This is a genomic window from Terasakiella sp. (assembly GCF_048267425.1).
Classification (GTDB): Bacteria; Pseudomonadota; Alphaproteobacteria; order Rhodospirillales; family Terasakiellaceae; genus Terasakiella.
Genome location: NZ_JBLWXN010000002.1, coordinates 442,353 through 456,926 on the forward strand (window position 1 = coordinate 442,353; position 14,574 = coordinate 456,926).

A 14,574-nucleotide genomic window follows, 5' to 3' on the forward strand; every position below is an offset into this window, starting at 1 on the left:
TCCGTAGACTTAGCCAAAACGATGGCGATCTGCCGCAATTTCCAATTGCTCGGTGATCTCTTCCAAGGTGCCCTTGGCTTCAAATGTAATCGGATAATCACTGCCCGGCTTTTTCGTGCGCATAAACACCCGCACCCCGGTAAACACCGCCGTCTGCACCGGTTCGATATAACTAATATCCAGCGCATTCAACATATACTTCTTTTCTTGCGTCTCTATGGTAATAAACATGATTAAATATCCCGTTTTAATTGCTTGAAAAGCTTATGGTGTTTTCCATCGGGCGGCAAGAGATGTTGAAATGATTTCAAGAAAAAAGGTCCCTGCCAACAAAGCAGAGACCTTTTTTCTTTAGGTATCAGTTAAAACCAGCTTATTCGCCAGCAGCCATATAATCCGGCATCCAGCTTTCGTGCAGGTCTTTCAGTTCAGCAACACTGACTTTTTCACCACCCAGAACCACGTCTGATCCACCGGTTTGACCGATGATATTGGCAACCACGCCGGCTTCGCCTGCTTTGATCACAAACTCACCCGCTTTATCGGCATCGATTGTAACGATGTAGCGGCCTTGATCCTCACCAAACAGCCATGCATAGGCCTGATCCACGTTTGCCGGGATGTCAACGCTGCAACCGATGTTGCCAGCCATTGCCATTTCCGCCAGTGCAACCGCCAGACCACCGTCTGAAATATCGTGGCATGTTTCAACACCTGCCAGAATTTGTTCGCGAACGAAGTTACCTGTTTTCAGTTCTTGATCCAGATCGACCGGCGGCGGTGCGCCTTCTTCACGACCACACAGAACTTCCAGATAACGCGATGCACCCAACCAGCCGGTTGTTTCACCCAGAACTACAATCGCCTGACCTTCTTTTTTGAAGGCAACGCTTGCCGCATCATCGATATTCTGGATCAAACCGACAGCCCCCAAAGTCGGGGTCGGCAAAATGCCCGTGCCGTTGGTTTCGTTATACAAAGAGACGTTACCGGACACGATCGGATAGTTCAACGTACGGCAAGCTTCACCGATCCCTTCAATACAACCGACGATCTGGCCCATGATTTCCGGGCGTTCCGGGTTGCCGAAGTTCAGGTTATCGGTCACCGCCATCGGCACAGCGCCCACAGCCGTGATGTTACGATAGGTTTCCGCAACAATCTGTTTGCCGCCTTCGAACGGGTCCTGATAACAATAACGCGGCGTACAATCGGATGTGACCGCAACACCTTTGTTGGTGCCATGTACACGGACAAGCGCGCTATCCCCACCCGGACGGCCCACGGTATCGCCCATAACCATATGGTCGTACTGTTCCCAAATCCAGCGTTTGGACGCCATGTTGGGATGGGAAATCAAGGTTTTCAGCGCGTCAATGCGGCCCACATTGCTTTCCACATCAGCGGCCTTAACTTCTGCGGGACGTTCGGTTTTCACCCACGGACGGTCATATTCAGGGGACGCCAGTGCCAACGGGTCAATCGGCAGGTCGCCAACGACTTCACCATTCCATTTCAGAACCATGTTGCCTGTATCGGTCAACTTACCAATCACAGCAAATTCAAGGTCCCATTTGTCCATCACGGCCTTGGCAACATCTTCCATACCCGGTTTCAGGATCACCAGCATACGTTCCTGTGATTCTGAAAGCATCAGTTCGTACGGGGTCATGCCTTCTTCGCGCATGGGAACCTGATCAAGTTCCAGTTCCACGCCCACGCCGCCTTTCGACGCCATTTCAAAAGATGAAGATGTCAGACCTGCCGCACCCATATCCTGAATGGCAACGATAGAACCTGTCTTCATCAATTCCAGTGTCGCTTCGATCAACAGTTTTTCGGTAAACGGATCACCGACCTGTACGGTAGGACGTTTTTCTTCGCTGTCTTCAGTAAATTCAGCGGACGCCATTGTCGCACCGTGAATACCGTCACGGCCTGTTTTGGAACCGAAATAGACAACCGGATTGCCCACACCTGCAGCCGCCGAATAGAAGATGTTATCCGCATCCGCCAAACCAACAGCCATCGCATTAACAAGGTTGTTACCGTTATAGGATTTGTGGAATTCACATTCGCCAGCAACTGTCGGTACGCCAACGCAGTTGCCATACCCACCGATCCCTTCGACCACACCGGACACAAGGTGACGGGTTTTTTCATGGTCAGGTTCACCAAAACGCAGCGCATTCAGGTTACAAATGGGACGCGCACCCATTGTGAAAACATCGCGCAAAATACCGCCGATCCCGGTTGCCGCACCCTGATAGGGTTCGATATAGGATGGGTGGTTATGCGATTCCATTTTGAAAATAATGGCCTGATTATCACCGATATCAATGATACCGGCGTTTTCACCCGGCCCGCAAATGACCCACGGCGCTTCGGTCGGTAAGGTTTTTAGCCATTTTTTAGAGGACTTATAGGAACAATGCTCCGACCACATGACGGAGAAAATGCCCAACTCGTTCAGGTTCGGCTCACGCCCCATGATCTCAAGGCAGAGCTTCCATTCGTCCGCAGACAGGCCGTGTTCAGCTACGATTTCCGGTGTGATCTCGCTCATGACAGCGCCTCCACAAGTGCATCAAACATCGGCTTGCCGTCTGTCCCGCCCAACTGTGTATCACACAGGCGTTCCGGGTGCGGCATCATACCGAGCACGTTTTTCTTTTCGTTCAAAATACCCGCGATATTGTTTCGCGATCCATTGATGTTGGCTTCATCGGTTACATTGCCCGCCGCATCACAGTAACGGAACGCAACTTGACCGTTACCTTCAAGGGCCGCCAATGTTTCATCATCGGCAAAGAAATTGCCATCGTGATGGGCCACAGGGACACGGATTGCCTGACCAGCACTGTATTTATTGGTAAATTCCGTTTCGGCGTTTTCCACTTTCAGGTGGACATCTTTACAGATGAAACGCAGCTTGGCGTTACGCATCAGAACACCCGGCAAAAGGCCGGCTTCGGTCAAGATTTGGAAACCGTTGCACACGCCCAGAACGCGTACGCCCTGATTGGCTTTTTTCACCACTTCGCGCATGATCGGTGAGTGGGCGGACATCGCGCCACAACGCAGATAATCCCCATAGGAGAACCCGCCCGGTACAGCGATAAAATCAACGTCCGGCAATTCTGTTTCTTTATGCCAGACCATCTCGGGCTTGCGGCCCAAGGAATGTTCAATCCCGACCATCATATCACGGTCACAGTTTGAACCCGGAAAAACGATTACGGCGGCTTTCATTGAAAGACCCCTTTCCCTTCATTGTCACTCGGTCCCGCAACCTGTTGCGGGTGACGTCAGTCTCTTACTCGACGATTTCAACGTCAAAGTTTTCGATCACTGTGTTTGCCAGCAGTTGCTTACACATGTTTTCGATATTTTCTTTGGACTTTTCTGCCGCATCGGTCAGTTCCAGTTCGATATATTTACCGATACGAACTTCGCCAACACCGGCAAAACCGAGGGTACCAAGTGCATGCTCAACCGCTTTTCCTTGCGGATCGAGTACGCCATTTTTAAGGGTCACGTGGACTTTAGCTTTCACTGTGCTTTTCCTTCATCTGAACGAAAGAAGGGTCCCGCACGATCGGTGCGAAACCCTTGGGTAAATTATTGAACGGTATCCGGGCCTTTATGGTCGCCCGGTCCATCGCCTTCCGGCTCGATCCCAAGGCGGCGCGCCACTTCCTGATAGGCCTCGCCCACCCCGCCAAGATCCTGACGGAAACGGTCTTTATCCATCTTCTCGCCTGTTTCGGCATCCCACAGACGGCAGTTGTCCGGGCTGAATTCATCCGCCAAAATCAGGCGAACCTGATCCTGTTCGTAGATACGGCCAAACTCGACTTTAAAATCAACGAGCTGAATACCGATTGCGGCAAACATGCCGGATAGGAAATCATTGATGCGCAAGGCCATGCCTGTCATTTCATCAAGTTCCATCGGGTTGGCCCAACCAAATGCGGTGATGTGCTCTTCTGACACAAGCGGGTCACCCAGCGCATCGTCCTTGTAATAATATTCAACGATGGAGCGCGGCAGGCGCGTGCCTTCCTGAATACCCAGACGTTTGGTCAATGATCCGGTTGCGATGTTGCGCACGACAACTTCCAACGGCACAATCTCACACTGGCGCACCAGCTGTTCGCGCATATTCAAGCGGCGAATGAAATGGGTGGGAATGCCAAGATCGGCGAGTTTGGTAAAGACATATTCGGTAATGCGGTTGTTCAACACGCCCTTACCTGTGATGGTGCCTTTTTTTTCTGCGTTAAACGCAGTCGCATCATCCTTGAAATACTGAACGATGGTCCCCGGTTCCGGTCCTTCAAAAAGTACCTTCGCCTTGCCTTCATAAATCTGGCGACGACGTGCCATGGCAATCAATCCTGCTTTATGGAAAATGTGGCCTTCCTATAGCAGGACTCTACGCGTGGGGCAATGGTAGAAGACGGCAATTTCAAATTATCTTAAGGTTATTTTAATGCAAATCGCCTTCGCTTGCCGCATCTAGCAGAAGCTCTTTGAAAGAGGTCAGGAAATGGCGATCCAGATGACCATCCCCCATGCCTTCCATGATCTTCATGGCTTCAACCGGGGTCATGGGGTCCTTGTAACAGCGCCGATCTGTCAAGGCACTGAAAATATCGATAATGCATGCCATGCGGGCCAGTTCATTCAGTTCTTTCCCTTTCAGACCATAGGGATAGCCCGTTCCATCAATCTTTTCATGGTGCTGGCCTGCTATAATCGCAACACCGCGGGGAATGCCGTGGGTATTTTCCAAAAAACTGATGGTTTCCGTCACATGAGAGCGCATGACGACCAATTCATCATCATTCAATTTGCCCGGTTTATTGAGCACCTGATGCGGGATCATCATTTTCCCCACATCATGCAACACACCTCCGGTCGCCAAAATCTTCATATCGTCCCCTTTGATCCCTAAAAAATCACCAAACAGGGTCAAAAAGGTCGCCACACGTAAAGAATGGACATAAGAATAGTTATCATGCCCCTTCACCCCGGCCAATAACTCCTTATAGCTACCGCTTTGAATGGCCGTAACCAAAGGAGTACAACTATCTTGAATGTCATTATAGGGTAAGGGTTTTCCTTCTGCGATCAAATCTGCAACCGAATTAAAAGACGACAACGTATTTTCCAAGGCTGCTTTTTGCACAGGCTGCAAGGTTTCCCACTGCGACTCGACATGCGCATTCACTTGATCGGAAATGGCCTTCAACAACGCGCTAAACAAATAAGGTTTCACCAAAGTACGCACCAAAGGCATCGTCTTGCTGGCCTTGATTTGTTCCAGCGCCCCTTTACGGGCCGTAAAGACAACCGGGATCAGACTTAAGTTTTTTACAGCGCGCAAACCTTGGATAAAACGCAACCCACCGTGACCGGATGCCAATTCCTCATCAACAATAATCGCGGTCGGATGAAAGGCGTGCAGAGCTTCTGAAATTTCGTGAACATCCTGGAAAGTATGCACAATATAAAAGGACTTCAGCGCCTCGCTCACATCATGCAGATGCTTGGCATTGCCTGAAATAAGAAAGATATCGGTCTTATTGCTTTTTGCAATTCCCGCGCCTTCCTGAGTTGACATGTCCATATGCGCACCACGCCCCTAAGTTCCATTTATTGAATATTAGTATATAGGTTTTCTCTTCTACATTTGAATCAGAAAAAAGATTTTTTCAACAAGAAAGCAAAACCTGAAGTTAACATTCATAAAAAGATTTTAAAGGCGTGGTGCAAATTCCATTACTCTTCCTGCAATTGTGCAATGTTCATATAAAGGTCAAGCGCTTCCGGATTGGCCAATGCCGTTTTATTTTTGACCTCCCGTCCATGAACGACATCACGTACAGCCAGTTCCGTAATTTTACCGGATTTCGTACGCGGAATATCTTTCACCGGGATCACTTTGGCCGGGACATGTCGCGGAGTACAGCCGGTTTTCACCTTGGACTTGATCGTTGCGATTAAGTCCTCAGTTAAAACGTTATCCCCTTTCATAACGACAAACAGGATAACCCGCACATCCCCCTTCCAGTCTTGCCCGATCACGATACTTTCCTGAATTTCAGGCAAGGCTTCAACTTGTCGATAAATTTCTGCCGTCCCAATACGAACGCCACCCGGGTTCAATGTTGCATCAGATCGACCATAAATCACAATCCCGCCCGTTTCCTTATCAATCGAAACAAAATCACCGTGGCACCAGATGTTGTCATATTTTTCAAAATAAGCGGCTTTGTAGCGCGCATTATCCGGGTCGTTCCAAAAGCCAACCGGCATAGATGGGAACGCTTTGGTACAGACCAGCTCGCCTTTATCACCTGTGATCGGCTTGCCATCATCATCAAACGTTTCAACCGCCATGCCTAACGCCCGACATTGAATTTCACCGCGATACACAGGGGCAATCGGGTTGCCCAGAACGAAACATCCTAAAATATCGGTTCCCCCGGAAATGGAAGCCAAATGCAAATCGTCCTTGATTGCGTCATAAACATAATCAAAACTTTCCGCCACCAAAGGCGAGCCTGTCGACGTCATGGACAGCACACTGGAAAGATCGTGGGTTTCTTTGGGCTTCAAATCCGCTTTATTCAAGGCATCGATATATTTTGCAGATGTGCCAAACATGGTCATTTTTTCAGCATCGGCAAAATCAAACAAAATATTGCCATTCGGATAAAACGGTGACCCATCATACAGCAGCAAAGTCGATCCGGCCGCCAAGCCCGCTACCAACCAGTTCCACATCATCCAACCGCATGTGGTGAAATAGAAAACACGCGACCCATCCCCATTATCACAATTCAGCAGATGTTCGCTGACCTGTTTCAGCAAGGTTCCGCCCGTTCCATGCACAATACATTTCGGTTTCCCTGTCGTGCCGGATGAAAACATAATGTAGAGCGGGTGATTGAAATCGACATATTCAAATTCGATTTCTTTCGGATCGAATTCAGCCACAAAATCATCCAGAAGAACGGCTTTATCAACGTCTGAAATATCCGGATTTTCCCGCGTATAAGGGACGATAACACAGCGTTCCAATGTTGGGAGTTGATCAACGATTTCCTGAACTTTTGACAGACAATCATGTGATTTACCGTTGTAGTAATAACTTTCAACCGCAACCAGAACCGTCGGTTCAATTTGACCGAAACGATCCAAAACGCCGTTCACACCGAAATCCGGCGACGTGGACGACCAGGTTGCCCCAATGGAAGTCACCGCCAACATGGCAACAATAGTTTCCGGCATATTGGGCATAAAGGCGCAAACACGATCACCTTTTTTCACACCCATATGTCGCAAAGCTTGCGCAAAGACGGACACTTCTTCATTCAGGCTTTGCCAGCTTAAGGACCGCTTGACCTTATCTTCGCCCCAGAACACCAGTGCTTCAGACCCATCATTTTTGCGCAACAGGTTCTCAGCAAAATTGATCTTTGCGTCCGGGAAGAACTGCGCCCCCGGCATCTTGTCGCCATCTACAAGAACCCGCTCACCCCAAGTTTGGGCTTTGAGTCCGGCGAAATCCCGAATGCTTGTCCAGAATTTCTCCCGCTCGTTAATCGAAAAGGTATGTAAACTATCGTAATCTTGAAGATCAACGGACCAATTCTCATTTACATGCTGCATAAAAGCTTTCAGGTTTGAGGCATCGATACGATCCGCAGACGGGGTCCAAAGGCAGGCATTCATTGTAAAAGTCTCTCTGTTAAATCAAATTTTGGGCGTATGTTACCAGAAAATACGCCGACAGAAATTGAAGAAGTGTAAAATTATTATATTTGATTTCTTCCGAAACCATTTTCTAACCTTGCCTTTTCATTCCACGCTCTTTAAGACCGAGGGAAAGGGGACATATAACATGCAGAAAGATTTTTGGGTTTTCGGCTATGGATCACTGATGTGGCGACCGGGCTTTTCATTTGAAAAAGCGGAACCCGCTACCCTACACGGTTACAACCGGTCTTTTTGCGTCTATTCCCATTATTATCGTGGAACACCAGCGCGCCCCGGACTTGTTTTAGGACTGGACCCGCAAAAAGACGCCGATTGTCGCGGCGTTGCTTTTCGCATCAGCCTTGAACAAAAAGACGCCGTTGTCGCCTATCTGACCGAACGCGAGCTTTGCGGATATGCCTATCAAGCGGCAACTTTACCCGTCTTGCTTGATTGCGGTACAGAAATTGAGGCTTATACCTTCGTCGCCGACCCGACACATGCGCTTTATGCCGGGGATCTGGGACTAGATAAAGCCGCCGAGGTCATCATGTGTGCCGAAGGCAAGACCGGCTTAAATCGCGACTATTTGATCAACAGCGTGCGCGAGCTTGAGGCCAACGGCTATGCCGACCCTCATCTGCATGAACTTTTGAAAAAAGTCGAATATCTCACCGGTATTATCGAAGCTGGCGCAGGGATTTAACCCTCATGACAAAAAAAGCCCCCTTCATAATAGAAGAGGGCTTTTTCTGGTATCAAATTTTATAGAGATCAATAGAACGCATCGATCACACGGTCCGGCGGTGTATGACCATCAATAAATGTTTTCATATTGATGATAACTTTTTCGCCCATATCCAAACGTCCTTCGATAGTGGCAGAGCCCATATGCGGCAGGAGAACCACATTTTTCATCTTGCGCAGTTTTGGATTGATCGCCGGTTCATTCTCAAACACATCCAAGCCAGCCCCTGCCAGATCCCCTTTTTCCAGCATGCGGATCAAGGCCGGTTCATCAAGCACTTCGCCACGCGCGGTATTGATGATGTAAGCATGTTTTTGCATCAGCTTCAAACGGCGGGCCGACAGCAGGTGATAGGTTGCCGGTGTGTGCGGGCAGTTGACGGAGATGACATCCATACGGGCCAGCATCTGATCAAGGCTTTCCCAATAGGTCGCTTGTAATTCGTTTTCCAGATCCGGGTGAACGCGGTGTTGGTTGTGATAATGAATGGACATGCCAAAGGCTTGCGCACGGCGGGCCACGGCCTGACCGATCCGACCCATCCCGACAATGCCGAGACGTTTACCATTGATCCGGTGCCCCAGCATGGAGGTCGGGGCCCAACCTTCCCATTCGTCACCGTCAATCAGTTGCACACCTTCCACAATACGGCGCGGCACAGCCAAAATCAGCGCCATCGTCATATCGGCGGTATCTTCCGTCAAAACACCGGGCGTATTGGAAACAGTAATGCCGCGTTGGCGGGCGGATTTCAGATCGATATGATCGATCCCTGTCCCGAAGTTTGCAATCAAGCGCAGATTCGGACCCGATTGGGCCAAAACGGAAGCATCGATTCGATCCGTCAGGGTGGGAACAAGGATATCGGCTTCTTTCACCGCTTCGATCAATTCTGACTTGCTCATCGGTGTATCGTCCACGTTCAGACGGGCGTCAAACAGCTCCATCATGCGTGTTTCGACGGCATCCGGTAATTTACGTGTTACGATAACAACGGGTTTTTTTTGAACCATGGTTTCCTTCCCCTGGGAACTTTTTTCTAATTTGCCCTCAATTTTTAAGGGCCACGGCAATTTTTTTCAAGAACGTTTATAATACGTCAACTATTTCATTGGTACAGTGGACTCGTAACTTTTTCACCTTTTTTTCGACAAAAGAACGTTTTTACCATGAACAGCAAAAAACTAATGACTTCAATTCTGCTGATAAGCCTCATCGTATTGGGCGTTTCTTCTGCGGTTGCGCAGGCGAGAAGCGGCTCAGGGCTTCCCCTTCCCCGCTTTGTGACATTGCGCGCAGGCGAGGTGAATTTACGCGCCGGACCGGGTGTGCGCTATCCCGTGGAATGGGTCTATAAAAAACGCAACCTTCCTGTTGAAGTGGTTGCTGAATATGACACATGGCGCAAAATTCGCGATTGGCAAGGCACACAAGGCTGGGTCCATCAGGGGATGCTATCGGGCAAACGCAGCGTCATTGTGATGGGGGATTTACGCACCTTACGGCGCGAACCCAAAACATCAGCCTCACCTTCAGCCCGACTGGAAGAAGGCGTCATCGCACGCTTGCTGGAATGTCCGCAAGGCACAACCTGGTGCAAAATCGATGCGGATGGCTATGAAGGCTGGTTGCGCAAAGCCGAATTCTGGGGTGTTTATTCCGAAGAAAGCCTCAAATAACTCAATTGGCACCGATACGCGCCATTTCAAACCAGCGGCGGCTAAAGGTTTTTAACCGAACGGCCGCCAACCGGTTAATTGTGCCGATTGGGTATTGACCATTTTCATCCATCTCACCTGCCTTTATTCCGGTCAAAAGTTCGATCCCCTGATCAATGGTTTCCACCGGATAAATATGGAAGTCCCCCCGGTCGCAGGCATCGACCACATCGGCGCGCAACATTAAATGTTTCACGTTATCTTGCGGGATCAAAACCCCTTGTTTGCCATTTAATCCCCGCGCCATGCACACATCGAAAAATCCTTCGATCTTTTCATTCACGCCACCGATCGCCTGCACATGACCATATTGATCAACCGATCCGGTCACAGCCAAAGATTGACGAATCGGCACATCGGCCAAGGCAGACAACAGGCTATAAAGCTCCGTCGATGAGGCGCTGTCACCGTCAATATTGGAATAGGATTGTTCAAACACGATATTCGCCGTCAAACTGAGTGGCCGGTCTTTGGCAAAACGTTGCGCAAGGAAAGAGGTCAGGATCAAAACCCCTTTGGAATGCAGGGGGCCGGACAAGGCAACTTCGCGTTCGATATTCACAATCTCCCCACGTCCCATACGCACGGTGCAGGAAATACGCGACGGCCTGCCGAACATAAAATGATCCAACTGCAAAACAGCGAGACCGTTGATTTGTCCAACCACTTCGCCATCCGTGTCGATATGAATGGTGCCGCGATGAATTTCATCCAGAATCCGTTCCCGAATACGATCGGACCGATAAACTTTCGCATCAATGGCCCGTTCTACATGCCTGCGTGAAATAACCTTGGCCCCGTCTTCACGCATCCAGTAATCCGCCTCACGAACCAGATCGACAATACTTGCCATATGGGTGGTTAAGCGTTCAGCATCTTCACAAAAACGCGACCCTTGTTCAACAATCCGGGCGACACCGCTTGCATCCAACGGGGCAAGTCCTTCCTGACGGACATATGTCCCCAACAACTGGGCATAGGTTTTCATGCTGTTATCATTGCGTTCCATTTGATCGTCAAAATCAGCAGCCACCTTGAACAGTTCATGAAAATCGGGATCCAGATGGTTCAGCAGATAGTAAACTTGCGCATCCCCGATCATCACGACCTTTATATCCAGTGGAATCGGTTCCGGTTCCAGCATCATGGCTGGACCAACGCCATAACTTTCAGCCGCCGACTCGATACGGATACGTCCAGTATGGAGAATACGTTTCAAAGCTTCCCACGCAAAAGGCTGGGTCAGAATTTTATGGGCATCGACAATCAAATATCCCCCATTGGCTTTATGCAGCGCACCGGCCTTGATCAAGGTAAAATCGGTCATCGCCGTGCCATACATAGAAACCGTTTCCACCCGTCCGACCATATTGGGCAAGGTCGGGTGGTCTTCTTCTATAATCGGGGCACCTTCCACCACGCGGCAGCCTTTTTCATCACAAGCCGCATAATCCACAATGACATTGACCTCATAGCGGCGAAAATCTCGTTGCCCGCCGCCCATTATTGCCGTCATGGCCGGGGCTTGCGGGGCTTGTTCTTCGGGCAGGAAATCATCCGCATTTTCGATGACGTCGCCTTCCACCGCATCCAAATAAGACTGTACACCGTCGTGATCACAAAAGTTTTTGCGCAATTCCATAATCTGATGACGCACGGCAAATTGCGTAACCTCGCGATTTAAATCACGCACACTCACACGATACTCTTTTTCCATACGCGGCAATTCTTCGACGATTTGCTCCAGTTCTTCCTGAAAGGTATCAATCGCCTGCTTATGTTTTTCTTGTTCTTCCTCGCTTAAGGCCTTGAATTCATCGGGTTTAAGAATTGTACCGTCCTTTAAAGGAACCAAGGCAAATCCGGTCGGGGTGCGCAACAAACCAACGTTCTGTGCCTCAGCCCGTTCTTGGAAATCACCAAAGGCCTTATCCTGAATTTCCTTGAACTTCGCTTCCAAAGCATCGCGACGTTGACGATATTCATCTTTTTCAAACGCTTGAGGGATCGTGGCTTTCAAATCATCCACCAATTGCGTCATCGCATCGGCAAATACGCGGGCTTTTCCTGCATCAAAGGACAGCGCATGCGGTTTATGGGGCGCATCAAAATTATTGACATACACCCAGTCCTGCGGCACCGACATATTCTTGACACGCTCGTTCAACAAACGGCGCACCAATGAACTTTTCCCTGTTCCGTGCGGACCAAAGGCAAACAGATTGTAGCCACGCCCTTTCATCCCAAAGGCGAATTTGGCCGCTTGCAAGGCACGATCCTGCCCCACAAAATGATCAAGGTCGTCCAACTCATCCGTTGTTTTGAAATCAAACAAAGAAGGGTCGCAGACCCGATAAAGGTCCTGACGTTTCAGTGCTTTCATCATGCATCCCCTTTTGTTTAAATTCAGCCGCAACGGCTTGTTTTTATGTAATTATAGTACTCTTTTTTTGCAAAGACGCAAAACAAACCCCATATAAAAAAACACCAAGGAGGCCGATAACAATGCAAGATATTTCCGAACTTAAGAACTGGCAATACGTTGACGGACGGGACGCCATTTCACGCTGTTTTCAATTTGATGATTTTATGAAAGCCTTTGCCTTTATGACCCAAGTTGCCCTGAAGGCTGAAAAAATGAACCATCACCCGGAATGGTTCAACGTCTATAACCGGGTTGAGGTGACACTCACCACCCATGATAGCGACGGGGTCAGCAAAAAAGATATTGAATTGGCAAAATTTATGGACGGGCTGGTTAACTAGCCCGTCCACAGATATTCTATTTATCTTTTAAGCGTGCTTCCAGCGCATCGCAAACTGTGCGCAAGACCTTGAGACGGGCATATTTTTTGTCATTGCCTTCCACCAAAGTCCACGGCGCATTCGACGTACTGGTTTTTTCAACCAGATCATTCACCGCTTCCTCATATTGTGCCCATTTTTCCCGGTTACGCCAATCTTCATCCGTTAGCTTCCATTGCTTCCACGGCGTGACCTCTCGCGCCTTGAAACGGGCGAGTTGTTCGTCCGGGTCAATATGAATCCAGAATTTCAACAAAACGGTGCCGTGATCAACGATCTGGTCTTCAAAATCGACAATTTCGCCGTAGGCACGACGCCATTCATCCTCGCGCGCAAACCCTTCGCAACGTTCGACCAGGACTCGGCCATACCATGAACGATCAAATATCGTCAGACGACCGGCACGCGACATATGGCGCCAGAACCGCCACAGATAATGGTGCGCCCGTTCTTCATCATTGGGCGCAGCAAAGGGCAATACCTTGTAACTGCGTGCATCCAGTGCCGATGTGATCCGACGAATATTACCGCCTTTGCCTGCCGCATCCGAACCTTCAAACACCAGAATGGTCGATACGCCGCGTTCGATGGCCTGGCGCGCCAGTTGACTGAGGCGGCCCTGCAGGGATTTAAGTTCCGTCTTATAGGCCTCTTTTTCGACAGTCAAAGACATATCCAGACGGCTGAGGACTGTTGGATAAGGCAAGGTTTCAACAGGGGCATCCTTGTTGATTTTTTTCTCAGGCGCCTTTTTTGTTCCCTGATTTTTTTTCGCGAGTTGAACCAAAGCTTCTTTTTGTGAAATTCGCTGCGCGGCATGGCGCACAATGGCATCGCGAATTTGCTGCGCAACCGTTAATGACCCATAACGGATGTCTGCGCCTTCGACAATTGACCAAGGCGCATGGCCTTTGGATGTCCGCATGATCAAACGTTCGGCACTGTCGATGAATTTATCGTACATGCGCCAGTGTTCCCAATCGCTTTCATTTACCCGCCACGCCTGAAGTTCGTTTTTTTCCAATTTCTTAAGGCGCTTTTTCTGTGCATCTTTGCCCAAATGCATCCAGAATTTCAAAATCAATGCGCCATCATCAGCCAATGTTTTTTCAAAGGCTTTAATCCGATCCAGTCTTTCGTCGTATTCAGCTTTTCCGATTTTGTCATACACATGATCCAGAAACGGCGAACTGTACCAAGAACTGAGGAAAATGCCGATCTTGCCTTTTTCCGGTAAATCGCGCCAGTAACGCCAATAACGCGGACGTTCCGACTCTTCATCGCTATGGCGGACATAGGCATTGTTATCGATCCAGCGCGAATCCATCCATTCGTTTAACAGATTAACGGTTGCCCCTTTGCCTGCGCCATCTACACCGGCCATGACAATAATGACGGGAAAGTCGTATTTACGTAAATCCTGCTGGATCGCCAACAATTCAGTCCGTAAACTTTCAACTTGTTCTTCAAATTCCTTCTTCGGGATCGAACGTCCCAATTCAGCCGTTTCAAACATATGCCCCTCCGTTGCCT

Annotated in this window: 13 protein-coding genes; 3 read left to right on the top strand and 10 right to left on the bottom strand. The window is 49.2% G+C overall.

The features are described 5' to 3' along the window. Positions 1 to 9: 9 nt before the first annotated feature. The 7 genes from ACN0VA_RS05245 to ACN0VA_RS05275 all read right to left on the bottom strand — a co-directional run bounded on the left by ACN0VA_RS05245 (position 10) and on the right by ACN0VA_RS05275 (position 7,746). Positions 10 to 231, bottom strand: a complete 222-nt coding sequence (locus ACN0VA_RS05245) for a hypothetical protein (RefSeq protein WP_417820131.1) — start codon at positions 229 to 231, stop codon at positions 10 to 12. Between the two features lie 142 nt (positions 232 to 373). Beyond that, positions 374 to 2,566, bottom strand: a complete 2,193-nt coding sequence (purL, locus tag ACN0VA_RS05250; RefSeq protein ID WP_417820133.1) for a phosphoribosylformylglycinamidine synthase subunit PurL — start codon at positions 2,564 to 2,566, stop codon at positions 374 to 376. After that, positions 2,563 to 3,252, bottom strand: coding sequence for a phosphoribosylformylglycinamidine synthase subunit PurQ (purQ, locus tag ACN0VA_RS05255; RefSeq protein ID WP_188663197.1), 690 nt, complete (start codon positions 3,250 to 3,252; stop codon positions 2,563 to 2,565). Before purQ ends, purL begins: the two co-directional genes overlap by 4 nt. 64 nt (positions 3,253 to 3,316) lie before the next feature. Continuing rightward, on the bottom strand, positions 3,317 to 3,556 hold the full coding sequence (purS, locus tag ACN0VA_RS05260; protein ID WP_188663195.1) for a phosphoribosylformylglycinamidine synthase subunit PurS: 240 nt from the start codon (positions 3,554 to 3,556) through the stop codon (positions 3,317 to 3,319). 65 nt (positions 3,557 to 3,621) lie between these two features. After that, a complete protein-coding gene (purC, locus tag ACN0VA_RS05265) occupies positions 3,622 to 4,389 on the bottom strand; it encodes a phosphoribosylaminoimidazolesuccinocarboxamide synthase (protein WP_188663193.1) in 768 nt (255 codons plus the stop codon). A gap of 103 nt (positions 4,390 to 4,492) precedes the next feature. Then, positions 4,493 to 5,635, bottom strand: coding sequence for an HD domain-containing phosphohydrolase (locus ACN0VA_RS05270; protein ID WP_417820134.1), 1,143 nt, complete (start codon positions 5,633 to 5,635; stop codon positions 4,493 to 4,495). A gap of 152 nt (positions 5,636 to 5,787) precedes the next feature. Next, positions 5,788 to 7,746 (bottom strand): acetoacetate--CoA ligase, encoded by a 1,959-nt coding sequence (locus ACN0VA_RS05275; protein WP_417820135.1) that lies wholly within the window; start codon positions 7,744 to 7,746, stop codon positions 5,788 to 5,790. A gap of 169 nt (positions 7,747 to 7,915) precedes the next feature. Between ACN0VA_RS05275 and ACN0VA_RS05280 the strand changes: the two genes are divergently transcribed. After that, positions 7,916 to 8,476 (top strand): gamma-glutamylcyclotransferase, encoded by a 561-nt coding sequence (locus ACN0VA_RS05280; RefSeq protein ID WP_417820136.1) that lies wholly within the window; start codon positions 7,916 to 7,918, stop codon positions 8,474 to 8,476. A 68-nt stretch (positions 8,477 to 8,544) separates the two neighbouring features. On the opposite strand, the gene ACN0VA_RS05285 is transcribed toward ACN0VA_RS05280, so the two are convergent. After that, the gene (locus tag ACN0VA_RS05285; RefSeq protein ID WP_417820137.1) at positions 8,545 to 9,531 is read right to left on the bottom strand and encodes a 2-hydroxyacid dehydrogenase; all 987 of its coding nucleotides are present in this window, start codon (positions 9,529 to 9,531) and stop codon (positions 8,545 to 8,547) included. Between the two features lie 156 nt (positions 9,532 to 9,687). Between ACN0VA_RS05285 and ACN0VA_RS05290 the strand changes: the two genes are divergently transcribed. Then, positions 9,688 to 10,197 carry an SH3 domain-containing protein gene (locus ACN0VA_RS05290; protein ID WP_188663183.1) on the top strand — a complete coding sequence of 170 codons (510 nt, stop codon included), beginning with the start codon at positions 9,688 to 9,690 and terminating at the stop codon, positions 10,195 to 10,197. A gap of 1 nt (position 10,198) precedes the next feature. Here ACN0VA_RS05290 and ACN0VA_RS05295 read toward each other — a convergent pair whose 3' ends face one another. Next, entirely contained in the window at positions 10,199 to 12,622 is a 2,424-nt protein-coding gene (locus tag ACN0VA_RS05295) for an AAA family ATPase (protein WP_417820138.1), read from the bottom strand. A 119-nt stretch (positions 12,623 to 12,741) separates the two neighbouring features. Here ACN0VA_RS05295 and ACN0VA_RS05300 point away from each other — a divergent pair, with 119 nt between their 5' ends. Further along, positions 12,742 to 13,002 carry a 4a-hydroxytetrahydrobiopterin dehydratase gene (locus tag ACN0VA_RS05300; protein WP_417820139.1) on the top strand — a complete coding sequence of 87 codons (261 nt, stop codon included), beginning with the start codon at positions 12,742 to 12,744 and terminating at the stop codon, positions 13,000 to 13,002. A gap of 16 nt (positions 13,003 to 13,018) precedes the next feature. Here the strand turns inward: ACN0VA_RS05300 and pap are convergent, their stop codons facing one another. Further along, positions 13,019 to 14,557: a polyphosphate:AMP phosphotransferase gene (gene pap, locus ACN0VA_RS05305; RefSeq protein ID WP_417820140.1), complete on the bottom strand. Its 1,539-nt coding sequence runs from the start codon at positions 14,555 to 14,557 to the stop codon at positions 13,019 to 13,021. Positions 14,558 to 14,574: the final 17 nt, after the last annotated feature.

What these genes read in the sequence shown, in the direction of transcription:
- ACN0VA_RS05245 (WP_417820131.1), bottom strand. Translation starts at nt 231, where the DNA reads ATGTTTATTACCATAGAGACGCAAGAAAAGAAGTATATGTTGAATGCG.
- purL (WP_417820133.1), bottom strand. Translation starts at nt 2,566, where the DNA reads ATGAGCGAGATCACACCGGAAATCGTAGCTGAACACGGCCTGTCTGCG.
- purQ (WP_188663197.1), bottom strand. Translation starts at nt 3,252, where the DNA reads ATGAAAGCCGCCGTAATCGTTTTTCCGGGTTCAAACTGTGACCGTGAT.
- purC (WP_188663193.1), bottom strand. Translation starts at nt 4,389, where the DNA reads ATGGCACGTCGTCGCCAGATTTATGAAGGCAAGGCGAAGGTACTTTTT.
- ACN0VA_RS05270 (WP_417820134.1), bottom strand. Translation starts at nt 5,635, where the DNA reads ATGGACATGTCAACTCAGGAAGGCGCGGGAATTGCAAAAAGCAATAAG.
- ACN0VA_RS05275 (WP_417820135.1), bottom strand. Translation starts at nt 7,746, where the DNA reads ATGAATGCCTGCCTTTGGACCCCGTCTGCGGATCGTATCGATGCCTCA.
- ACN0VA_RS05280 (WP_417820136.1), top strand. Translation starts at nt 7,916, where the DNA reads ATGCAGAAAGATTTTTGGGTTTTCGGCTATGGATCACTGATGTGGCGA.
- ACN0VA_RS05285 (WP_417820137.1), bottom strand. Translation starts at nt 9,531, where the DNA reads ATGGTTCAAAAAAAACCCGTTGTTATCGTAACACGTAAATTACCGGAT.
- ACN0VA_RS05290 (WP_188663183.1), top strand. Translation starts at nt 9,688, where the DNA reads ATGAACAGCAAAAAACTAATGACTTCAATTCTGCTGATAAGCCTCATC.
- ACN0VA_RS05295 (WP_417820138.1), bottom strand. Translation starts at nt 12,622, where the DNA reads ATGATGAAAGCACTGAAACGTCAGGACCTTTATCGGGTCTGCGACCCT.
- ACN0VA_RS05300 (WP_417820139.1), top strand. Translation starts at nt 12,742, where the DNA reads ATGCAAGATATTTCCGAACTTAAGAACTGGCAATACGTTGACGGACGG.
- pap (WP_417820140.1), bottom strand. Translation starts at nt 14,557, where the DNA reads ATGTTTGAAACGGCTGAATTGGGACGTTCGATCCCGAAGAAGGAATTT.